This is a genomic window from Kribbella caucasensis, from assembly GCF_004361855.1.
In the GTDB taxonomy this organism is placed as follows: Bacteria; Actinomycetota; Actinomycetes; order Propionibacteriales; family Kribbellaceae; genus Kribbella; species Kribbella caucasensis.
In genome coordinates, this window is the sequence record NZ_SNWQ01000036.1 from 43,224 (window position 1) to 62,989 (window position 19,766).

Annotated in this window: 23 protein-coding genes; 7 read left to right on the plus strand and 16 right to left on the minus strand. The window is 67.4% G+C overall.

Annotated elements, in window-relative coordinates; translation table 11 throughout:
• Positions 1–154: 154 nt before the first annotated feature.
• The 4 genes from EV643_RS44510 to EV643_RS40620 all read right to left on the minus strand — a co-directional run bounded on the left by EV643_RS44510 (position 155) and on the right by EV643_RS40620 (position 1,974).
• On the minus strand, positions 155–304 hold the full coding sequence (locus EV643_RS44510; protein WP_166665762.1) for a hypothetical protein: 150 nt from the start codon (positions 302–304) through the stop codon (positions 155–157).
• A 127-nt stretch (positions 305–431) separates the two neighbouring features.
• The gene (locus tag EV643_RS40610; RefSeq protein WP_370452433.1) at positions 432–869 is read right to left on the minus strand and encodes a DUF6463 family protein; all 438 of its coding nucleotides are present in this window, start codon (positions 867–869) and stop codon (positions 432–434) included.
• Positions 870–901: 32 nt separating this feature from the next.
• Positions 902–1,357: a hypothetical protein gene (locus tag EV643_RS40615; RefSeq protein ID WP_133805566.1), complete on the minus strand. Its 456-nt coding sequence runs from the start codon at positions 1,355–1,357 to the stop codon at positions 902–904.
• Complete coding sequence (locus EV643_RS40620; protein ID WP_133805567.1) at positions 1,354–1,974, minus strand: DUF2867 domain-containing protein; 621 nt, start codon at positions 1,972–1,974, stop codon at positions 1,354–1,356. The genes EV643_RS40615 and EV643_RS40620 overlap by 4 nt, the downstream gene beginning before the upstream one ends.
• Positions 1,975–2,094: 120 nt before the next feature.
• Between EV643_RS40620 and EV643_RS40625 the strand changes: the two genes are divergently transcribed.
• Positions 2,095–2,616, plus strand: coding sequence for a TetR/AcrR family transcriptional regulator (locus EV643_RS40625; protein ID WP_255513091.1), 522 nt, complete (start codon positions 2,095–2,097; stop codon positions 2,614–2,616).
• Positions 2,617–2,728: 112 nt separating this feature from the next.
• Here EV643_RS40625 and EV643_RS46245 read toward each other — a convergent pair whose 3' ends face one another.
• The 4 genes from EV643_RS46245 to EV643_RS40645 all read right to left on the minus strand — a co-directional run bounded on the left by EV643_RS46245 (position 2,729) and on the right by EV643_RS40645 (position 6,691).
• Positions 2,729–3,466, minus strand: a complete 738-nt coding sequence (locus tag EV643_RS46245) for a VOC family protein (protein ID WP_133805569.1) — start codon at positions 3,464–3,466, stop codon at positions 2,729–2,731.
• 116 nt (positions 3,467–3,582) lie between these two features.
• Positions 3,583–4,848 (minus strand): ABC transporter substrate-binding protein, encoded by a 1,266-nt coding sequence (locus EV643_RS40635; RefSeq protein WP_133805570.1) that lies wholly within the window; start codon positions 4,846–4,848, stop codon positions 3,583–3,585.
• A 47-nt stretch (positions 4,849–4,895) separates the two neighbouring features.
• Entirely contained in the window at positions 4,896–5,717 is an 822-nt protein-coding gene (locus tag EV643_RS40640) for a carbohydrate ABC transporter permease (protein ID WP_133805571.1), read from the minus strand.
• Positions 5,714–6,691, minus strand: coding sequence for a carbohydrate ABC transporter permease (locus EV643_RS40645; protein ID WP_202869993.1), 978 nt, complete (start codon positions 6,689–6,691; stop codon positions 5,714–5,716). Before EV643_RS40645 ends, EV643_RS40640 begins: the two co-directional genes overlap by 4 nt.
• Before the next feature lie 116 nt (positions 6,692–6,807).
• Between EV643_RS40645 and EV643_RS40650 the strand changes: the two genes are divergently transcribed.
• Complete coding sequence (locus EV643_RS40650; RefSeq protein ID WP_133805572.1) at positions 6,808–7,848, plus strand: LacI family DNA-binding transcriptional regulator; 1,041 nt, start codon at positions 6,808–6,810, stop codon at positions 7,846–7,848.
• Between the two features lie 3 nt (positions 7,849–7,851).
• Here the strand turns inward: EV643_RS40650 and EV643_RS40655 are convergent, their stop codons facing one another.
• On the minus strand, positions 7,852–8,532 hold the full coding sequence (locus EV643_RS40655) for a TetR/AcrR family transcriptional regulator (RefSeq protein WP_202869994.1): 681 nt from the start codon (positions 8,530–8,532) through the stop codon (positions 7,852–7,854).
• A 132-nt stretch (positions 8,533–8,664) separates the two neighbouring features.
• Between EV643_RS40655 and EV643_RS40660 the strand changes: the two genes are divergently transcribed.
• A complete protein-coding gene (locus EV643_RS40660) occupies positions 8,665–9,267 on the plus strand; it encodes a hypothetical protein (protein ID WP_133805574.1) in 603 nt (200 codons plus the stop codon).
• A complete protein-coding gene (locus EV643_RS40665; RefSeq protein ID WP_133805575.1) occupies positions 9,264–9,956 on the plus strand; it encodes a DUF4386 domain-containing protein in 693 nt (230 codons plus the stop codon). The genes EV643_RS40660 and EV643_RS40665 overlap by 4 nt, the downstream gene beginning before the upstream one ends.
• 62 nt (positions 9,957–10,018) lie before the next feature.
• Here the strand turns inward: EV643_RS40665 and EV643_RS40670 are convergent, their stop codons facing one another.
• The 7 genes from EV643_RS40670 to EV643_RS40700 all read right to left on the minus strand — a co-directional run bounded on the left by EV643_RS40670 (position 10,019) and on the right by EV643_RS40700 (position 17,026).
• Positions 10,019–10,966, minus strand: a complete 948-nt coding sequence (locus EV643_RS40670) for a DUF4394 domain-containing protein (protein WP_133805576.1) — start codon at positions 10,964–10,966, stop codon at positions 10,019–10,021.
• Between the two features lie 184 nt (positions 10,967–11,150).
• The gene (locus EV643_RS40675) at positions 11,151–12,845 is read right to left on the minus strand and encodes a hypothetical protein (RefSeq protein ID WP_133805577.1); all 1,695 of its coding nucleotides are present in this window, start codon (positions 12,843–12,845) and stop codon (positions 11,151–11,153) included.
• A gap of 113 nt (positions 12,846–12,958) precedes the next feature.
• Positions 12,959–13,924: a GNAT family N-acetyltransferase gene (locus EV643_RS40680; protein ID WP_133805578.1), complete on the minus strand. Its 966-nt coding sequence runs from the start codon at positions 13,922–13,924 to the stop codon at positions 12,959–12,961.
• Positions 13,925–14,049: 125 nt separating this feature from the next.
• Positions 14,050–14,889 carry a PhzF family phenazine biosynthesis protein gene (locus tag EV643_RS40685; protein WP_133805579.1) on the minus strand — a complete coding sequence of 280 codons (840 nt, stop codon included), beginning with the start codon at positions 14,887–14,889 and terminating at the stop codon, positions 14,050–14,052.
• A 46-nt stretch (positions 14,890–14,935) separates the two neighbouring features.
• A complete protein-coding gene (locus EV643_RS40690) occupies positions 14,936–15,112 on the minus strand; it encodes a dihydrofolate reductase family protein (RefSeq protein ID WP_202869995.1) in 177 nt (58 codons plus the stop codon).
• Between the two features lie 83 nt (positions 15,113–15,195).
• Positions 15,196–15,792, minus strand: coding sequence for a response regulator (locus tag EV643_RS40695; protein WP_370452434.1), 597 nt, complete (start codon positions 15,790–15,792; stop codon positions 15,196–15,198).
• Between the two features lie 67 nt (positions 15,793–15,859).
• Complete coding sequence (locus tag EV643_RS40700; RefSeq protein ID WP_133805580.1) at positions 15,860–17,026, minus strand: sensor histidine kinase; 1,167 nt, start codon at positions 17,024–17,026, stop codon at positions 15,860–15,862.
• A 152-nt stretch (positions 17,027–17,178) separates the two neighbouring features.
• On the opposite strand from EV643_RS40700, the gene EV643_RS40705 reads away from it, so the two are divergent.
• The 3 genes from EV643_RS40705 to EV643_RS40715 all read left to right on the plus strand — a co-directional run bounded on the left by EV643_RS40705 (position 17,179) and on the right by EV643_RS40715 (position 19,582).
• Positions 17,179–18,078 carry an ABC transporter ATP-binding protein gene (locus EV643_RS40705; RefSeq protein WP_133805581.1) on the plus strand — a complete coding sequence of 300 codons (900 nt, stop codon included), beginning with the start codon at positions 17,179–17,181 and terminating at the stop codon, positions 18,076–18,078.
• Positions 18,075–18,860 (plus strand): ABC transporter permease, encoded by a 786-nt coding sequence (locus tag EV643_RS40710; protein WP_133805582.1) that lies wholly within the window; start codon positions 18,075–18,077, stop codon positions 18,858–18,860. Before EV643_RS40705 ends, EV643_RS40710 begins: the two co-directional genes overlap by 4 nt.
• A 98-nt stretch (positions 18,861–18,958) precedes the next feature.
• Entirely contained in the window at positions 18,959–19,582 is a 624-nt protein-coding gene (locus EV643_RS40715; RefSeq protein WP_202869996.1) for a maleylpyruvate isomerase mycothiol-dependent enzyme family protein, read from the plus strand.
• The last annotated feature ends 184 nt before the right edge of the window (positions 19,583–19,766 follow it).

Consider the following 19,766-nt stretch of genomic DNA (forward strand, 5'->3'; position numbering starts at 1 on the left):
AAGCACCTCACCGACCCACCCGATCCCTCACCACCACGCTCCAACGCACCATCCGAGACGCCGACACGCTGGCACCTCCATGCCCCAACTGAGCGGCGCCAGAGTCTGGTCAGCGTCCCCGCTCGCGTCGCTGCCGAGCGCTCGCCTGATCACGTCATCGGCCGACGAGAGGCTCCCACAACTGGACCGGTTCGGTGCGGCGCAGGTCGGCAGTGGCGGCAAGGCGCATCAGCGCCACCCTGTCCTGGACGCGAGCCGCGCCATCGCGCACCCCTTCGACGGCCAGACACCGCTGTCCGGTCATGGTGAACCTTCGAAAGCTGTGCGCGTGCTGCACCCGGATCGAGAAGACCGACGACAAGGGCAGAGCGGTCAGCCACTGAGCCAAGGCGAAGTACCGCGCCCACGACGGCGTGCGACAGCCGGCTGGCTCAGACGTTGGCCGGCTGAGGAACGGCACGGATGGCACGCCTCGCAGCGACCACCGTCAGCGCGCCGAGGAGCATCACCAGCCAGCCGCCCGAGACGGGCTCGGTGATCACAATCAGCGCACCGATGACGACCAGCCACCAGCCCAACGCGGCGGGCATCCGCCCCACGGTGCGCGCCGCCCAGCGGGCCATCCAAGCGACCGCCAGCAGGGCGACGCCGCTGACCATGAACCACACGACATAGCCGCGCTCTGCGTTGTCGGCAGTGCTGACCAGACCGTCTGCCAGCATGTCCCGGATCACTCCGGGCGACTCCACGACGCCGTACACGAGGTGCACCGCTCCGAGGATCGTCATCGACCTCGGCAACCATCGATCGAGTCCGGACACAATGCCTCCCAGTTGGAACTCCGTATGACTCCAGGTCATATGCAACATCGATTGCCCCCACCGCCGCCGGTGTGCGCGAATCACGCCAGGTCTATCTCGCGGTCTCGGGCTGCTTCCGACCGATCTTCGCTCCGCGCAGCCCAGATGATGAGCGCCCCGGAGACTGTCCCGGCGAAGAACGGGGACGGCACAAGAAGGACGCCGCCTAACACACACCAAGTCGCGAGGCCCCAGCCGATCCCGGCGGGCACCGCCACCCCTCGTCCAGCAAGGTGCCATGTCAGGCAACCCAAGAGAATCAGGGGCACGCCGAAGCTGCCCGGACCGGCCCAGAAGGTGACGTCATTCTGCAGGGACTCCACCGTCTGATCGGCGCCCCCGCCCGTAAGCACGAGCGGGACGGCTGCCCACATCCCCCGATCCACCCAGCCGGCGACGTCCCCCCGGGCGACGAGCGCCAGCAAGGACAAGTGCCCTGTTCCCAGCACGATCATGATCCCGCTCGCCCAGCGGAGCAGTCGCTTTCCGGAGTTCATCGTGACCTCCCATCTTCGTAGTCCGCCTCCGCAGGGTTGCGGTCGCGCCAGGCTCGTTCCCATTGCCGGGTCAGGGCGGGGTAGACGAAGACGTATCTGAAAGGCTTGATGGCGACCATGTACAGCCGACCGAACCGTCCGTTGGGCTTGACGAGAACGGCCATCCGCAGCTCATGGTCACCGTTCGCTCCTTGAACCCAGCCAAGATGCATCACGGTGTGCACGGTCTTGTTCGCCAGCTCGCGAGCGGCCTCCCGGTCGAGCTCGTAGATCGCTTTCAGGGGCATGCTCTCGTTGTCCGGGCCGCAGGGAGCGTCGCGGAGGTCGCCGGGCAGGCGGTCGCGGAGCGAGGCAACCCGCCCACCGACGCCCGCTGATGGTTTGTCCCAGCCGAGGAGTGCGCCGAGCTTCCACCGAACGGCGAACAAGAACCTCACCAGCCGCGACAGCTGCCCAGGTCCGCCGGCGGCTCGCATCGCCGCGAGCATCGTCGGGAAGTCGTCAGGCCCGGCTCCCGGAGTGCGGAACGACCACACATCCTCGACCGAGAAGTCACTCGTGAGTTCGTGGATGCGCCACGGCTGCTCGGTGTACGTGGTCTCTGCGAGTCGTAGCACGGTCCGACCTCTCGTTTATACGGCGCCGTACAGTTCGTTTGTACGGTAGCGTACAAAATCAACGCGATCAATGGAGGTGGCCAGATTCCCGCTGTCGCCCGCACACCACGAACTCGCTGGATCGAGGCGGGCCTCGAAGCCCTCGCCCAGGGAGGACCCGACGCGGTCCGCGTCGAGACGCTCGCCGCCGAACTCGGCGTGACGAAGGGCGGGTTCTATGGGTACTTCGACGGCCGTCCCGCGTTGCTCACCGAGATGCTCGACGAGTGGGAACGCCGCTGTACCAAAGAGGTCATCGCCCAGGTCGACGCCGAAGGTGGCGACGGCGCCGAGCGGATCCGGCGGGCCGGTCAACTGACCTTCTCAGAAGACCTTCACAGGATCGATCTCGCGGTCCGGGCCTGGGCCCACCACGACCAATCCGTCGCGACGCGCCTGCGACGTATCGACAACGAGCGCATGGAGTTCCTGCGGAAGATGTTCAGCACCTTCATCACCGACCCCGACGAGATCGAGGCACGCAGCACCCTGGCCTTCGCGCTCGCGATCGGCCGCCACTTCATCGTCGCGGACCACCCCGGGCACACCAAACGCGAAGCCATCCAACTTGCCGGAGAACTCCTCTTGCGCCCGCATCTGTGAACGTCCGATTCGCGGTGCGGACGTAGAGCCGACATATCGGGTCTCAGGCTTTCGCGGACCCGGCTGTCATGCTTTTCGCCGTTGTACGACCCGCAGATGAAGAGGTTCCGCGTCAGCGGGGGGTAAGGACGCAGAACTCGTTGCCCTCCGGGTCGGCGAGGACCGTCCACGGCACGTCGCCCTGGCCGACGTCGATGTCGGTGGCGCCGAGAGCCCGCAACCGAGCCACCTCCGCCGCTTGATCGTCACCGGGGTATGGCAGCAGGTCGAGATGGACACGGTTCCACACGGTCGGCGTGCCGGGCCTGCGAAGGAACTCCAGATACGGCCCGACACCCTTGGCCGAACGCAGGACTGCATGATCGTCGGTCACCTCGTGCAAACTCCAGTCCATCGCCTCGCCCCAGAACCGCGCCATGGCCCGCGGATCCGCGCAGTCGACCACCACCGCGGCGATCGGCCCGGTGTCCCGGTAGTTCTCCCGGGGCTCCAGCACGCAGAACACGTTGCCCTCCGGGTCGGCCAGGACCGTCCACGGGACGTCGCCCTGGCCCACATCGGCGGGCGTCGCACCGAGCTCCATCAGACGCGCGACCAACTCCGCCTGATGAGCCGCAGAGGTGGTGGCGAGATCGAGGTGCACGCGGTACTTCACCGTTTCGGGGTCCGGGACAGCGACGACATCGACGCAGACGGCGACGGGGTCCGGCCACACGAAGCCGACGGGTTCAACGTTGGTCACACCGGGTCCCTCGCTGGAAACACCCCAGCCGAGCGCCTCCGCCCAGAACCGGCCGAGCGCTGAGTCGTCCCGAGCCTTGAAATTCACCTGAACAAGTCGCAGCGCCATGCCGCCGATCCTATGCCCGCGTGCCGCGCCGGTGGAGCAATAGCCATCCTGAGCGTCTCTACCGACGGGGTGAAACAGACGAAGGGCGCCAACCTCATGGTTCGCGCCCTTCGGCGTCAGGAGCCGGCTTTGTAGTCGGTGTCCATGGCTTTGAGGACCTTGTCGGGGGTGGATTGGTTGCTGAAGATCTCCTGGAGGCCGCTGAGCATCGTTTGCTGCACCTTGGGGTTGGGCCAGAGCTGGTCCATGAAGGGCACGGTCTTGTTGTCGGTGATGTACGTCGACAGTTCGGCCAGCGACGGGTCGGCGGTGTAGCCGGTGTCGGGGAGGGACGGCAGGCCGCCCTGTTTCTTGACGAACAGGTTCATCCCCTCCGGTGACATCACGAAGTTGACGAACTTCAGCGCGAGGTCCTTGTTCTTCGCCTTGGCGTTGACCCCGTATCCGGCGCCGGCCGCAGCGGGCATCAGGAACTCGCTCGGGTTGTCGGTGGCGGGCAGCGCCTTCAGGGTGAACTTGCCGGCCGGGTTCTTCCCCTTGAGCAGCGCAACGACCCAGTTGCCCTGGATGATGCCGAGCGTCTTACCGGTCGCGGCGAGCGTCTGGCTGGCCTCGTAACTGGTGCCGAGCGGATTCTTCTGGAAGCAGCCGGTCTTCTCCATCTGGAGGTACTTGTCCATCGCCGTGGTCCAGGGTGAATCGGCGAACGTGGCTTGGCCCGCCTCCATCTTCGACGCGAACTCCCGGTCCGGGCCGAAGACGGTGGTGGCCACCAGGGCGTACAGGACGATCTGCGTCACCCAGTTGTCTTGGTTGCCCAGGGCAAAGGCTGGAGTCCCCTTCGCGGCAGCGGCCTTGCAGAAGGACAGCAGCTCGGTCCAGGTACCGGGTGGCGTGAGCCCGGACTTGTCCAGGGCGTCCTGGTTGTAGACCGCACCGATGCCGTTCTGGCCGAAGATCGCGGTGTAGGTCTTGTCTTCGTACTGCGCGACGCTCTTGATCGCGGGTGGCAACTTCGCGGCCCAGGCCTGGTCGGACAGGTCGAGAAGGTAACCGGGCTGGGCGAGGACGTAGGTGGCGCCGGGGTTGCCGTTGCCGGGCCATACCGACATCACGTCGGGAGCGGTGCCGGACGACAGCTGGGTGCGGATCTGTTGCTGGTACTGGTCGGCGCCGCTGGTGGTGAAGCGCACGTCGACACCGGGGTTGGCTTTCTTGAAGGCCTCGATGACGTCCTCGATGGACCCCTGGTCGACGGAGGCGAGGGTCAGCACCTGCGTGTCGGTGGTGCCGCTGCCGGCGTTGGTACCACCGCTGCAGGCGGCCAGCAGGCTGCCCGCCGTCAGGATGGCCGCCGCGGCCGCCAGTCTGGATGTTCTCATGATGTCTCCAACGTGGATGGGTTGAGATCGGGTAGGTCCGGAACGTGTCATCCCTTGAGGCCTCCGGCGAAGCCGTTGATGATGCTGCGCTGCAATGCGAAGTAGACGGCGAGGATCGGCACGATGCTGATCACCAGAGCGGCGAAGACGAGGTTCCAATCGGTGACGTACTGGCCGACGAAGCCGGCGATCGCGACGGGCATGGTCTGCTGTGCGCTGCCACTGAGGTACAGCAGCGGCGTGAAGAAGTCGTTCCACACCGAGACGGCGTTGAGCACCAGCGCGGTCACCGTGATCGGTTTCAGCATCGGGAACACGACATACCGGAAGCCCTGCGTCGGCGTACAGCCGTCGATGAGGGCCGCGTCCTCGAAGTCCCGCGGCAACGCCCGCAGGAAGCCGACGTACAGGAACGTGGTGAAGGGCACTTGAAGTCCGGAGTAGAAGAGGATCAGTGCCCACGGGGTGCCGAGCAGGCCGAGGTCGCGCATCGTCTGATAGAGCGGCAATGCGGCGAGCTGGAACGGCAGCACCAGGCCGAGCATGATCAGCAGGAACAACCCGCGTGACCAGCGAGCCGTGGCCCGGGCCAGTGGATACGCCGCGAACGACGAGACGGCCAGCACGATGACGACGCTGACGGCCGTGACCACGACGCTGTTGAGTAGTGCACCGCCGAGCGCGCCCTGCTGCCATGCCTGGGTGAAGTTGTCGAGCGTGGGCGAAGTGGTCGGCCGGATCGGCGAGGACGTGTCGGACGGCGCGCGGACGGCCAGGTTCACCAGGACGTACAGAGGGAAGCCGACCACCAGGGCGACGCCGATCATCAGCAGTTCCAGCCCGAACGTGCGTCCGCGGTAGCGCCTCATGACGCGGCCCTCTCGTTGCGGGACAGTACGACGTACTGACCGGTCGAGGCGATCGCCACGATGATCGTGAGTACGACGGCGAGCGCGATGCTGTACCCGAACTCCCCCAAGGTGAAGGCGTCCTTGTAGATCAGCGTCGACAACGTGTCGGTCGCGTGCCCGGGACCGCCGCCGGTCAACGCGTACACCTGGTCGAAGAGCTTGATCCCGCCGATGATCGACAGCATCAGGTTGATCGTGAACGCCGGCGCGAGCAGCGGCCGGATGACCGACCAGAACCGCCGTACCGGCCCCGCCCCGTCGATGTCCGCGGCCTCGTAGATCTCCTTCGGCACCGACTGCAGCCCGGCCAGGAAGATGACCATCGAGTACCCGGCGAACTGCCACACGATGACACCGACGATCGACCAGAGGGCCAGTCCCGGGTCGCCCAGCCAGTCCTGTTGCCAGGAGGCCAGCCCGACCGCACCGAGCAGGCTGTTCACCGCACCGTCGGGGCCGAGCAGGTTTCGCCACAGGTACGCGGTCACGATCGGCGTGACCACCGCTGGAGCGAACAGGAACACCCGAAGTACGTTGCGGGACTTGATGGTGCTGTTCACCCCGAGCGCCAGCACCAGGCCGAGCCCGTTCTGGATGATCGTGATCGCCACCGCTATCAGCAGCGTGTGCCAGATCGCCTGTACCGCGTCGGGGTCGCGGACCATGGCGGTGAAGTTGTCCAGGCCGACCAGGGAGTAGACCGGGTTGAGGCCGTCCCAGTCGGTGAAGGCGTAGTACACACCGCGAGCGCTCGGCAGCAGTACGACGAAGGCGAACAGAACCATCGCCGGCGCCGCGAACCACCACGGCGGTGTCGTGTGAAGCCGGCCGCCCGGCGGCGTCACGCGGCGACGAGCGGGAGCGACCCCGGCCCGGTCCGGACGTTGGTCGATCATCGTCACTGACGCACCCGCCTTTATGAAACGTTTCATCGAATGTGGGCAACGTTCCCCAAAAAGTTGTCCAGACTCTAGGAGCAGGTTCGAAGTAACGTCAATATGTCAGGCACTTATAGTCTGAGTAACGTTCCCCAAACCGGAGGTACTCGATGGAGCCGCCAGCGCTGCCCAGACGCGTCACCATCGTCGATGTCGCACAGCACGCCCAGGTGTCGACGACCACCGTGTCGAAGGTGCTACGCAACGCGTATGGGGCCAGCCCGGCGATGCGGGCCAAGGTGCAGCAGGCGATCAGCGAGTTGGGGTACCGGCCGAACGCCGCGGCCCGGGCAATGCGCGGTCAGACGTACACCCTCGGTGTGATGCTCCCCGACCTCCGTAACCCCTTCTTTCCGGAGATCCTCGACGGACTCACCGAGGCGCTCCGCGGCACCGAGTACCAGGTTCTGGTGGGACCAGGTGGCTGCAACGACGAGCAGGCCGAGTCCCACGTCACCGACGCGATGATCGACCGCGGTATGGACGGCATGATCCTGATCGCGCCGATCTCGTCACGCTCCCGCCTCGAGCACCTCGCCAACCGGGTCCCGACCGTGATCGTCGGCAGGCACGGGCACTCGGCCGCCTATGACACGGTGTCCGACGACGACCTCACCGGCGCCGCCCTCGTAGTCGGCCATCTGGCCGGCCTCGGACACCGCCGGATCGCGCACATCGAGCACGCCGAGACCGACCCCGACCGGCTGGTGGAGATGCCCAACGCGATCCGCGCCGACGGCTACCAGCGCGCGATGCACGCCCACGGGCTGGCCAGCGAGATCGACATAGTCTCCACCACCTACACCCAGGAAGGCGGGTACGTCGGCGCTCGGCAACTCCTCGCCCGTTCCCGCCGTCCGACCGCCATCTTCGCCGGCGCCGACATCGTCGCGATGGGCGTCCTCGACGCGATCTCCGAGGCCGGCCTCTTGGTTCCCGCCGACATCTCCGTCGCCGGGTACGACAACACGACGTTCGCGCAGCTCGGTCAGATCTCGCTCACCAGCGTCGACCAGGCCGGCCGCCACATCGGAGCCGAAACCGCCCGCCTCCTCCTGGACCGGATAGCCGACCGGCACCGCCCATCCGCCCAGATCAAACTCTCCCCCACCCTCGTCCCCCGCCGCACCACCGCTCCCCCACCTGAGTGACTGTCAGCTCGTGGTGATGCCGTCGAGTAGTCGGTGGAGGCCCCATAGGTACTGCTCGGTCGAGATGTAGGCAGCGAGCTCGGCGGCTGCCGCGGCTGTACGGGGGTAGGGCTCAGGTGGTGTCGCGGAGAAGGCGAGGAGTCGCGTACCGATACGTTCCGACTCTGGTGGCAGCGGCCCGGGCTGCGGCAGATCGGCGACCTCGAGGGCGATCGAGCCGAACACGTAGACGATCAGCAGGTAGGCGGCGCGCGCACCGTCCGCGGGATGGAGGCCGGCGTCGGCGAGGAGCTCGAGGAGCCGCTCGTTCAGAGCGAGTGCGTTGGGGCCGTCCATGGGGCCGCCGATCATCAGCGGTACTACGCCGGGGTGCGCCGAGAGCCGTGTCCGCAACTCCAGCGCAAGGGACTCCACGCGCTGCCGCCAGGGTTGGTCGCGGTCGACGAAGAGCCCGTGGTCGACCTCGCCGAGTAGGCGCTCGACGAGCCCTTTGATCACAGCGGCCTTGTCCGGGAAGTAGGTGTACACGGCATTCGGGGCCACGCCCACCTTCGCCGCGATCCCCCGCACCGAGGCCGCGTCCGTCCCGCCCTCGTCCAGCAGGGTCAGGGCGGCGTCGAGGATCTGGTTCTCCGTCAGGGCTCGCCGCGGGCCGGGTCGACCTCGTTTGGCTGGTTCTGGCATCGGCATGGGCCTCTCTCTTGACTTGACTCTGTACAGCGTACATTATTTGTACGACGTACAGAATTAACCCAAATCCCCTGAGTTCTTCCATCACAACCCGGTCGGTACGCCGGCCGTCAGGAGTTGAGCACCATGACCCGATCGCGAGCATCACAGCCGGTCTTCCTACGGACCTGGTTGGTCTGGACCGCAGGGTTCCTCTTCTTTCCCCTCGCCGGTCTGGCCGGCACCGCGGTGGGCGGCCGGGTCGACGGACCGATTGCCGCGTTACTCGGCGGTTTGGTCGCAGGGCTGGTCCTCGGTGCCGGCCAGACGCTGGTGAGCCGCCGGCGTCTCGATCCGCGCAGGTGGATCCCGGCCACCGGCGCCGGCATGGGTATCGGTCTTCTCATCGGCGCCGCCGCGGTCGGTTACGGCACTTCATTGGGCGAACTCGCTCTGATGGGCGCGATCACCGGCGTCGTCCTCGGTGTGGCGCAGGCACTGGCGCTGCCCAGGCGGATCCACCTGCGTTGGGCCTGGGCCGCCGCGATGCCAGTCCTGTGGTCGCTGGGCTGGACCGTCACCACCGTCGGCGGGATCAGTGTCGACAACCAGTTCACGATTTTCGGCGCCTATGGAGCGCTGACCTTCTCGGTGCTGTCTGGGTTCCTGCTCCACCACCTGCTGCCCTACCGCGCTTCCACCGACTTGACGCCGACGGTCGCACCTGACGTGGCAATCGCGCAGCGATGAACCCTGTCACCGTTGCAGGCATCCTGCTGCTCGCGCTTCCGGTGGCGTTCAACGTCGCCTTCGGCGCACTGGCTGCCACCTTCGACTATCCCGACGTCCTGCGCCGTCCTACCCACGAGGTGCTCGACCGGTTTCGCGAAGGTGGCAAGAAGCTGCTGCTGTGGTGGTGGGTCTTCGCTCTGACCGCAGCCGCCCTGGCTCCCCTTGCAGTCATCGTCGCGCTCGTCCTCGACAACGCCGGCGACGCCCTGCGCGTTGTCGGCGCCACCCTCGGCGTACTCGCTGCACTCGTGCAACTCCTCGGCCTCATCCGATGGCCGTTCCTCGTTCCCTACCTCGCCCGCGTCGACGCCGATCCCGAGTCCAGTCCCGCCCGACGCGAAGCGGTCGACGTCGTCTTCCAGAGCTTCAACCGGTACCTGGGCGTCGCCGTCGGCGAGCACCTCGGCTACCTGCTCACCGGCGCCTGGACGATCCTGGTCGGCATCGCCTTCACCCAAACGACTCTCGCCCCAAGTTGGCTTGGCATCCCCGCGATCATCATCGGCGCGGTGCTCGTCCTGTGCTCCCTGGAGTTCGTCGGACCCGCCGAGCGCAACGGCTGGAGGCTCGCGGCCACACTCACGCCGATCACCTACATCGCCTGGTCCCTCTGGCTCATCGCCGCCGGCATCGCCTTACTCGTCTGACCCAGATCGGAGGAGCTGCCGCCAGGCTCCGGTACGGGACCACCGGAGCCTGGCTGCGCGGACTATCGGGTCAGCGGAACAGCGAGGTCGACGACCTGCATGTTGATCGGGAGCGACCCGAGTCGGGTGGCCTTGCCGGTGGTCAGGCCGATGTCGTACAGGCGGGTGCGGCCGCTGGTGTTCAGTACTGCGAGACCGCGGTTACCCGTGCCCTGCATGTAGATGTCGAACCCGGCCCGCTGGCTGGCGTCGACGGTGAGCTTGCCGGTGGGCGCGAGCAGTCCTGCGTTCGCGGGCGACTGGATCACGACCTGGTCGAGCATGGTGTCGATGTCGTAAAGCGTGGTCGCGGTGTTCGGGTCGAGGTCGTTGTTCGTGTACGCCGCCGCCGTCACCTGGGCGGCCGTGTTCGGCGGAGCAGGCGGCACACCCGGGTAGGCCAGTGTGCCGTCGGTCGCGGTCGCCCCGGCCGCCGGCGTACCGACTGGGTCGTCGAGGTTGTGGCGCAGGTTCTGGCCGGTGTCGCTGATCACCCGCAGCCGGTTCGCGGCCGGGTTGAAGTCGACGCCGAAGTTCTGGCCGGCCGGCGGGACGGTGAGCTGCGAGACCTTGCTGGCCCGGCCGAAGTTGGACCCGGTGCTGATCGTGTAGATGCCGCCGCGGTCGCCGACGCCGTACAGCTTCTTGTTCTGGACCCGGTAGTCGATGCCGACCAGCCACTTGTCGTCCTTCAGTCCCTGGACCCGGGCCGAACTCCGGATCTTGTCGGTCGAGGCGGTGCGGAACTTCACCAGCCGGCCCTGATCAGTCAGGCCAACCACCTCGATCCCCTTGGGCCGGGCCGTGGCGGGGGCGAGGGCGGCTGCGGGCGCGGCTGCGGATGCGGATGCGGACGGCCTGTCGCCGGCCGTCGCCTGCGTCCCGCCGCTGAGGGCCAGGGCCGTAGCGGGTAACGCGATCGCGGCCGCCGTCGCAGCGACGACCATGATCCGTCGTCGTGGTTGATACATGGGCATACACCTCTCGGTCGCGGCGCCGATCCGCTCCTCACGGCGGCCGGTCGCCAGACGAGAGCCGCCGGTGGGCCCAACTCCGGCGACGTCTCAAGCCCCTCTTCGGCGCCACCGCCCGATCGGATGTGCGCGAACGCCGACTGACCTCGCATCGCAGGCAGTCCGGCGACCGTTTCCCTGGTCAACGGATGGCGTAGGCGTTCAGCAGGGTTTGGTCAATGGTGTTGCCGGCCGAGTCTGCCGCCGAGGCGCGTAACGAGATCGTCTTCGCTCCAGGCAGGGCGAAGACCCCGACGTACCGGCCCTGGCCCTTCGGTACGACGGTCGCCGGCCGCCAGCTCTTCCCGCCGTCACCGGACACTCGTACGACCGGAAGGCGCACGCGGCCGAGCTTCGCACCCGGATTCGGCTTCGCCGTGAAGGGGAGGACAGAGCTACCCGACGGAGCGTCGTTGTACGGTCCGACCCTCGGCTGGAACCGCAGCAGCCACAGGGGCAGCGGTTCACCGTCCTTGCCCGCGGTGTCCGACGAGAAGTTCCAGACCGCGTCCACGGTGGTCGAGCGCTGGGTCAGGTGCGGGCGATCGACGTGACTCTCGAGCCGGAAGCGCGCCGGGCCGGGTCCGACGTCCGCGCGTCCGACGTCGCCGGGTTGATCGGTCTCGGCGATCAGCACTCCGTCTCGGTACATCCGTGTCGACGCGGCGTCGGCGGCTCCCCAGCTCCAGTTGCCCGCCTGGTCGGAGTACATCGGGATCTGGGTAGCCATCGTGTCGCCGTACCGGCCGGCCCAACCGGATTCGAGGTTGGGGCCGAGTACCGCCTTGTTCCAGGTCAGCTCGTAGCGTCGGCCGGCCTGGAACGTCCGGCTGCCGAGCGAGCTGAGGTCTGTGACGAGGGTGTCCTCCGTGCGCTCCTGAATCCCGGCCAACGTGTCCGCTCCTGCCTCGATGTACTCCGTCACCGTCTGCGGCTGACGGTAGAGCAGGCCTCTACTCCATCCCCCGTTGACACCGGGCGGGATCACCGTGGCCGATCTGGTCAGGTTCAGATCGGGAGATGTTGAGTGGAGGTGTGAGACCACTGTCGCCATTTCGGCCGGCCGGACCACCCTGTGCAGGCCGGTGAAGAACCTGCCGCGGACGGTATCCAGCGTGCTGTAGGTGACAGGGCTGTCTGCGAAGTCGCCTGCCGGCCCAGCGATGCCCCAGTAGGTGACCACGCTCGACGTCAGATCAGCTGCTGGTACGTCGGGGCCCAGCTGCGCTGTAGTCAGGCGGTCGAGCCGGTCTGAGCGGAGATCGGTTTGAATCATTGTGCCGTCGTCCATCCGGCGAGCAACGTAGAGGGCGCTGAGAAAGGAGCTGGCGGCGGAATCCTCGGTGCTGACGCGCAGTGGTTTCGCGCCTCGGGCGTCGAGCTGAACGGTGCTGTCCGTCTGCAGTTCGACCAAGGGCTGGATCAGGAAGCTGCTGGTCTGCTCGTCGGCAGGTCCGGTGTGAACCACACTGGCAAGCATGTAGCGGCCGCGTGGCAGGTGAAGCGTGACCTCGCCGGCCCCGATGTCGATCCGCTCGTTCAAGGTGCCGTCCAGGTTGGCGATCGCGGTAGCGGCGTCCGCGGTCAGCGCTCCACCCTGGTCCAGGTGCCGTATCGTCAGCGAGACGGTGTCCGCGGCAGCACGGAACTGCTCGGCCAGCGCATCGGCAGAGACGGGAGCACCGCTCAGATCGAGCGTGCGAGCGTCGCCTCCCTGGGCCTTCCAGACCGGCGCGGTATCAGCCGATGGAGTGGAGCCAGCATCACTCGCCGCCGCGGATTCCCTCGGGGCCAACGGGGCGAACAGCAGCGCTGCCACGATTGCGAGCCCGGTCAATCGACGTGATCGTTGTCTGTGCATGACCGGTGAAACGCGCCGGAAGCCACAAAAGGTTACGGATGTCGCTGGACCGCCGGCAGCATCAGCGGCTGCTGGCGGTGGACGCTGCCCTAGTAGGTGGGCAGGACGTGGCGGCGCCAGCCGTCGAGGACGAGGGTGGGCGTCATACCCGCCGACAGGTACAGGCCGAGCGCCGGAGTCGGGTTGTTCGTGTCGACGTACAGCGTCGTACCGGTGCGTCCGGCGGCCGCGTCGAGAGCGAAGGCGTCGCGCAGCAGGAACCTCGCCAGACCACGCCCCCGGAACTCCTTGAGCACGCCGAGCATGCCGACGTGGCCGAGGTTCCCTTGCTCGATATGTGCGTCGCTGCACATGCGGATCGCGACCGCTTTCCCGTCGATCTCGAGCAAGGTGAGCTGGGACCAGTCGAAATTCGCTCGGGCATCGAGCGCCGTGACCCACTCGTCGTGCGGGCGGGGCACGAAGCCGAACTGGCCGCGGAAACTGTCGATCAGGACCTCGTGGGCAATCCAGCGGCTGGCCGCATCGAACGTGCCGCGCCGGACCACGACGCCTGCGGGTACTTCGGGGGTGGCGACCGGTCCGGTGTGGTCGATCCGCATCTGGTGGTACGTCGTACCGACCACGAAGTCGTGACCGGACAACAGCGCGCGCAGCGGTTCGTCTGCGCGGTAGATGGTCGAATCGACCGTGATCTCGGCGTGGCCGCGCTCGCGTCCCATCTCCCGGGCGCGCCGCATCGTCTGCTCGAACAGCCAGGCGGCCACCGCCGGGTTCTGCGAGGTCACCTCGATCTCGACGATCTCGCGGTTGCCCTTGCCGAACGTGTACGCGTACCCAGCCGGCAGGCCGTCCCGGTCGAGCACCAGCCAGCCATCGGTCCCAAGATCGAAGCCAGGATCGACGATCTCTCCGGCAACCTCGTCCAACGTGCAGTCGGCAAACCCGACCACGGCCGTGTTGTGGGCCGAACGCAGTCCGAAGATCGCCTCGGCATCTTGAAGTTCAGGCGAACGGACGGTGTGATCGCCCGGCAGGACGACAGTGGTCGTCATGACTTGTACCTTGCGAGTGCGGGGCGGATCGGTCGGCGAAGATGGACAGAACGAATGCTGTGAAAGGATTTCACGGTGCCCCCTCTGGACACCTGTTAGATACGGCCGGGGCAGGCAAAGTTACGTCAGGGGTTCACGTCGATTGGTACGGCGTTGCCGGTTACTCGGACTCTGGTGTCGTCGGGGCGTAGGTCGACCTGGATCTGGCTGGGGCGGCCCATGTCGTCGCCCTGAAGGAGGGTGAGCGTGACCGGCGGCTGGACCTGGCCGAGCTCGCGCAGATAGGCACCGAATGCGGCGGCCGCCGCACCGGTCGCCGGGTCCTCGACCACACCGCCGACCGGGAACGGGTCCCGGACGTGGAAGGTGGTCGCCGACTCCCGCCACACCAGCTGCACTGTCGTGAGATCCCGTTGCAGCATGTACTCGAGCAGCCGGTCGAAGTCGTAGTCCAGTTCGGCAAGTCGTTGCCGTGTCGACGCACTCAGGACGAGGTGACGCGCCCCGCCGTACGCGATGTACGGCGGCAGGGCGGGGTCGAGCTGGTCCGCGCGCCAGCCGAGGATGTCCAACGCCTCGCTGACATCGCTGACCGCTTCGACATACGGTTCGACGCTCGTCAAGGTCGCCCGCAGTACGCCGGCCGAGTCCTCCACCACGACCGGCACGATCCCGGCCGCCGTCGAGAACACCAGCTCCCCCGGGCCGATCCGCTCCGCGAGTGCGACCGCGGTGGCCACGGTCGCATGACCGCAGAACGGCACCTCGGCCTTCGGGGAGAAGTACCGGACCTGATGGGTGCCGTCCGTTTCGCCAGTGATGAACGCGGTCTCGGAGTAGCCGACGTCGGCGGCGATCGCCTGCATGGCCGCGTCGTCCAGTCCGCGCGCATCGAGTACGACGCCGGCCGGGTTGCCGCCCGCCGGGTCGGTGGTGAAGGCCGCATACCGCAGTACCTGGGTCATGACGCCATCCAAGCACGTACGGCCGATGTCGTACTCCGGATGCAACTCAACGCCGCTGCACGGTGAGATGGGTCGCGATTGTGGAGCTCACCATCTCGGTCACCTGGTAGTTCTGCAAGGCGTCGGCGACGTTGTCGAAGAGGCGTTCACCGGCGCCGGCGAGCAACGGGGCGACGACCAGGGTGAGCTCGTCGATCAGCCCGGCGCGCAGGTACTGCTGCACGGTCGCAGCGCCACCCCCCGATCAACACATCCTGACCACCGGCCGCCTTGAAGGCCCGCTCCAGCACCACCTCGACATGGGCCTCAGGTCAGCAGCCCGGCGTCGTGCACGCGGATCGCGATCTGCACGCGGTTGTCGGCGTCGAGCTTTCCGAGCAGGCGGGAGACATGCGCCTTGACGGTCGCCACGCTCATGAACAACTCTTCGGCGATCTGCGCGTTGACCTTGCCCTCGCCCACGGCGACGGCGACCTCCCGCTCCCGGTCGGTGAGCGTCGCAACGGCCGCCAGCGCCGCGACGACCCGGTCGGAGTCCGGCGCACCCAGTCGCGTGATCAGCTGCGTCGTCACACTCGGCGAGAGCATGTGATCCCCAGCGGCCACCTTGTGCACGGCGTCGACGATGCCGGCGGGAGGCGTGTGCTTGAGCAGGAACCCGCTCGCGCCGCTGCGCAACGCCCGTACCACGTAGTCGTCGGCATCGAACGTCGTCAGCACGATCATCTTGGGACGAACCCCCGGACCGGCCAGCCGCGCGAGCACCTCAAGACCGTCCAGGCGGGGCATCCGGATATCGAGCAGTACGACGTCGGGCGCCAGCCGGGCGATGAGCTCGATGCCCTGTACGCCGTCGGCCGCCTCCCCCACCACCTCGATCGCCGGGTCGTCCCGCAGGATCATCGTCAGCGCCGTACGAGGGCATCGTCATCCACGATCACGACCCGGATCACGGCACCGCCCGCGTCGCTCATGCCGGCCACGGCAGCCAGGCACGAACCACGAACTCCTGCTCGGACTTCACGTGCTCCAGCCGTCCCCCGATGAGCTCGGCCCGCTCGGTCAGCCCCAGCAGACCGAGACCCGAGCCGGGGGTGCCGCTTGGCGGGACGCCGAGACGGATCGGATTGCGCACCTCGAGGATCAGTTGGCCGCCCGGCCGTCCGCTGAGGGTGATGTCGACGGTCGTGTCCGGTGCGTGCTTGCGGGCGTTCGTCAACGTTTCCTGAATCATCCGGTAGGCACTGCGTCCGATGGTGTCCGGGGTGTCCGCCAGGTCCCCGACCCGGCTGTGCAACCGCACCTTGGTTCCCGCGCCCAGCGCTTCCTCCACCAAGGCGGGAAGGTCGACGAGAGTCGGTTGCGGAGGCTCCGGTGAGGTGTCCGCGGTGTCTGCGCGCAGCACCCCGAGGATGTCGTTCAGGTCCTCCAGGGCACGGTGGGCGTTGAGTCGGGTGATGGCCGCGGCCTCGACCACCTCGGACTCGCTGAGCGTGCGGCAGTACTCCAGCGCGCCCGCGTTCAGGGCGACCAGGGAGAGTCGGTGCGCGAGGACGTCGTGCATCTCCCGCGCGATCCTGGCCCGCTCGGTGACCTGGGCCTGGCCGACGCGCAGGCTCTGCTCGCGCTCGGCGCGGTCGGCACGCTCGCGCAGGTTCGCCACCAGATCGCGGCGTGCGCCGATGTACATGCCGGTGGCGATGACGGCGCTGGCGAAGACCACGGCGAACAGCAGGGAGGCAACGGGCGTCCACCCGCTGTCAGGGCGCATCGCGAAGAACGCGAGCGACGCGGTGACGCTCACGACCGCCACCGGCACGATCTCGCGCCACCGGCGACGCGTGGCCAGGGACACCATCGTCAGGATCACGGCACCCGACCCGGACGTGGCGAGCGCCCCGAGTACGACGACTGTCATCGTCACGGCCCAAGGGAATCGGCGACGCCAGTGCGTCAGCCCGACAGAAACGGCACCAACGAGCAGGTCGATGACCATTTCGCTGCCGACCGCCCCGCCGTACTGGGTGACGACGGTGCTGATCCAGAACCCGAGGCCGATTCCGCCGGCCGCGAGGTAGCGCCACGTCGACTGCCACCGGGTCAGTCGAGGCGGGGCCACGACTGGATTGGCGTCCACCTCAACCAACGTACGGGAGGGTGACCGGCCTGGACAGAGCCCACCGGCTAGACCCACCCCCTACCAACGGCTAGACATGCGCAGCCCGGGGCGACCCGCTTCTGGCCCGCAGACCGCTGTGTCCGGGCGTCGTCTGGATCAGGCTCGAAGGCATGATCATCGTCGAACAACTCAGCAAGCGCTACGGCGCACACGTCTCCGTCGACAACGTCTCCTTCCGTGCCGAGCCGGGTTCCGTCACCGGTTTCCTCGGCCCCAACGGGGCAGGCAAGTCGACCACGATGCGCATGATGACGGGGCTCACCCCGGCATCGGCGGGTCACAGCACAATCCTCGGCGTCCCGTACGCCGAACTGCCCAACCCCGGACGCCACGTCGGTGTCCTCCTGGACGCCTCGGCGCAGCACAACGGACGGACCGGACGCGAGGTTCTCCGACTCGATGCGATGACGATGGGGCTGCCCCGCGGTCGCGTCGACGAGATGCTCGAGACGGTCGGGCTCTCCGGCGCCGAAGGGGATCGCCGCGTCGGCAACTACTCGCTCGGCATGCGCCAGCGGCTCGGGATCGCCCACGCGCTGCTCGGTGACCCGCAGGTGCTGATCCTGGACGAGCCGGCCAACGGGCTCGACCCGGCCGGGATCCACTGGATGCGCGGACTCCTGCGGACGTTCGCGGAGCGCGGCGGAACCGTCCTGCTCTCCTCACACCTGCTGCACGAGATCGAGCTGATCGCAGACCATCTGGTCCTGATCGGGCGCGGGAAGATCGTTGCCGACGGCACCAAAGCCGAGCTGCTCAGCACCGTGGGCACCTTGGTCCGCAGCCCGGACAGGAACGCCCTGACCCGCTGCCTCGACACGGCCGGCATCACCTACCAGGCCACCGACGACGGGGCCTACGTCGTCGACGCGACCAGCGAGCAGGTCGCAGGGATCGCCACCCGCGATCGCGTCGTGGTCACCGAACTACGCAACGCCGACGGCGCCGGCCTCGAAGACATGTTCCTCCAACTGACCGCCGACGACGCACGAGAGCAGGTCTCCGCATGACCACCGCGACGTACACCACGCCCGATCCGACCATCACCGCCGTTCCCTTCCGACGACTTCTGCGGGTCGAGCTCCGCAAGCTCACCGACACCCGTGCAGGCTTCTGGCTGCTCACCGCGATCGGAATCATCACCGTTGCCGTCGTCATCGTGTTCCTCTTCGTGGCCAAGCCGGAGGACCTCACCTACATCAACTTCCTCGGTGCGACGTCCACGCCGCAGGGGCTGCTCCTGCCGGTACTGGGAATCCTCGCCGTGACCGCCGAGTGGTCACAGCGCACCGGTCTGGTCACGTTCACCCTCGAGCCCAGCCGACTCCGGGTCGCCCTGGCCAAGCTTGTCGCCGTACTCCTGGTCGGTGCTCTCGCGGTCGTCGTGGCCTTGGGCGTCGCAGCGCTCGGCAACGTCGCCGGCACGGTCCTCATGGACGGCGCCGGCACCTGGACCTTCGGAATCCCCAACGTCCGCGACTTCTTCCTCCTGCAACTCATCGGCGTCGTCCAAGGATTCGCCTTCGGCATGGTGCTGATGAACACCGCGGCCGCGATCGTCCTGTACTACGTCCTCCCGATCGCGTGGAACGTGCTCTTCTCCATGGTCGACTCGCTCGCGAAGGTCGCACCGTGGGTGGACCTCAACTCGGCCATCGCACCGGCCTTCGACAAGCAGACCTTCACCGGCGACGACTTCACCCACATCGCGGTCGCCGGCACGATCTGGGTACTGCTCCCGCTGGCACTCGGCCTCCTCCGCCTCCTGAACCGCGAGGTGAAATCCGCTTGAACCTCGGGCCTCCCTCCCCGTGAACCCTCCGAAGAACCGCCGGAGGGTTCACACCCACGCCTAAGCTCTCTCGAAGCCTCAACAGACGGAGGAAGTCATTGCAACCGGCGGTTGATCTCGATCGGGCAGTCGACAGTGTGATCGCGGCGCTCAGCCCTGGCGTCGACCTGGACTGGCACGGCTCGGCGGGCACGCTCGAGTGGTCCTGCCGGTTCACCGCTGAGCATGCGGCGCATTGCCTGCAGGCGTACGCGATCCAGCTCGCCAGCCGGGCTCCCACGCATTACGTGAGCTTCTTCTCCCGCGCTCTGGAGGACGCCACCAACGCCCAGGTCCTGGAACTCCTCGAGGCGAGCGGTCGGCTCCTGTCGTCCGTAGTACGAGCCGCCAAGCCGACCGACCGCGGCTTCCACCCCTTCGGTATGGCCGACGCCGAAGGAACGGCCGGCATGGGCGGCATCGAAGTGCTCGTACACGGCGGTGACATCGCGACCGGTCTCGGACTGCCCTTCGAGCCGCCGCCGGACGTCTGCACCTGGATCCTCGCCCGCATGTTCCCAGACCGGTACGCCGAAAACGCGTCGCTCGGCTCGTCGGACATCGATCCATGGACCACGATCCAGTGGGCGACCGGCCGGATCTCGTTACCCGAACTGCCCGACGTCGGCACCAACTGGCGATGGCACAGCACACCACCCACCGCTAACAGACGCCGTACGTGAACTGCAGCATCGCGTTTCTCCTTGTGGGTAAGGGGAAATTTGGCGGGTCACGGAGTGTGACATATAATCGACAGTATGTTCGAGACGGGTCTCACCGAGTTGTCGACGGCCGACCTGCTGGCCTCGGCCGCCGAGCAACGCGCCGAGGCCAACCGGCGCGAGGCCAGCCTCCTCGAACACGCCC

Excerpts from the sequence above, each read along its gene's own strand:
- EV643_RS44510 (WP_166665762.1), bottom strand. The coding sequence starts at position 304 with ATGACCGGACAGCGGTGTCTGGCCGTCGAAGGGGTGCGCGATGGCGCG.
- EV643_RS40610 (WP_370452433.1), bottom strand. The coding sequence starts at position 869 with ATGTTGCATATGACCTGGAGTCATACGGAGTTCCAACTGGGAGGCATT.
- EV643_RS40615 (WP_133805566.1), bottom strand. The coding sequence starts at position 1,357 with ATGAACTCCGGAAAGCGACTGCTCCGCTGGGCGAGCGGGATCATGATC.
- EV643_RS46245 (WP_133805569.1), bottom strand. The coding sequence starts at position 3,466 with ATGGCGCTGCGACTTGTTCAGGTGAATTTCAAGGCTCGGGACGACTCA.
- EV643_RS40635 (WP_133805570.1), bottom strand. The coding sequence starts at position 4,848 with ATGAGAACATCCAGACTGGCGGCCGCGGCGGCCATCCTGACGGCGGGC.
- EV643_RS40640 (WP_133805571.1), bottom strand. The coding sequence starts at position 5,717 with ATGAGGCGCTACCGCGGACGCACGTTCGGGCTGGAACTGCTGATGATC.
- EV643_RS40645 (WP_202869993.1), bottom strand. The coding sequence starts at position 6,691 with ATGAAACGTTTCATAAAGGCGGGTGCGTCAGTGACGATGATCGACCAA.
- EV643_RS40650 (WP_133805572.1), top strand. The coding sequence starts at position 6,808 with ATGGAGCCGCCAGCGCTGCCCAGACGCGTCACCATCGTCGATGTCGCA.
- EV643_RS40655 (WP_202869994.1), bottom strand. The coding sequence starts at position 8,532 with ATGCCAGAACCAGCCAAACGAGGTCGACCCGGCCCGCGGCGAGCCCTG.
- EV643_RS40660 (WP_133805574.1), top strand. The coding sequence starts at position 8,665 with ATGACCCGATCGCGAGCATCACAGCCGGTCTTCCTACGGACCTGGTTG.
- EV643_RS40665 (WP_133805575.1), top strand. The coding sequence starts at position 9,264 with ATGAACCCTGTCACCGTTGCAGGCATCCTGCTGCTCGCGCTTCCGGTG.
- EV643_RS40670 (WP_133805576.1), bottom strand. The coding sequence starts at position 10,966 with ATGTATCAACCACGACGACGGATCATGGTCGTCGCTGCGACGGCGGCC.
- EV643_RS40680 (WP_133805578.1), bottom strand. The coding sequence starts at position 13,924 with ATGACGACCACTGTCGTCCTGCCGGGCGATCACACCGTCCGTTCGCCT.
- EV643_RS40685 (WP_133805579.1), bottom strand. The coding sequence starts at position 14,889 with ATGACCCAGGTACTGCGGTATGCGGCCTTCACCACCGACCCGGCGGGC.
- EV643_RS40695 (WP_370452434.1), bottom strand. The coding sequence starts at position 15,792 with ATGATCCTGCGGGACGACCCGGCGATCGAGGTGGTGGGGGAGGCGGCC.
- EV643_RS40705 (WP_133805581.1), top strand. The coding sequence starts at position 17,179 with ATGATCATCGTCGAACAACTCAGCAAGCGCTACGGCGCACACGTCTCC.
- EV643_RS40710 (WP_133805582.1), top strand. The coding sequence starts at position 18,075 with ATGACCACCGCGACGTACACCACGCCCGATCCGACCATCACCGCCGTT.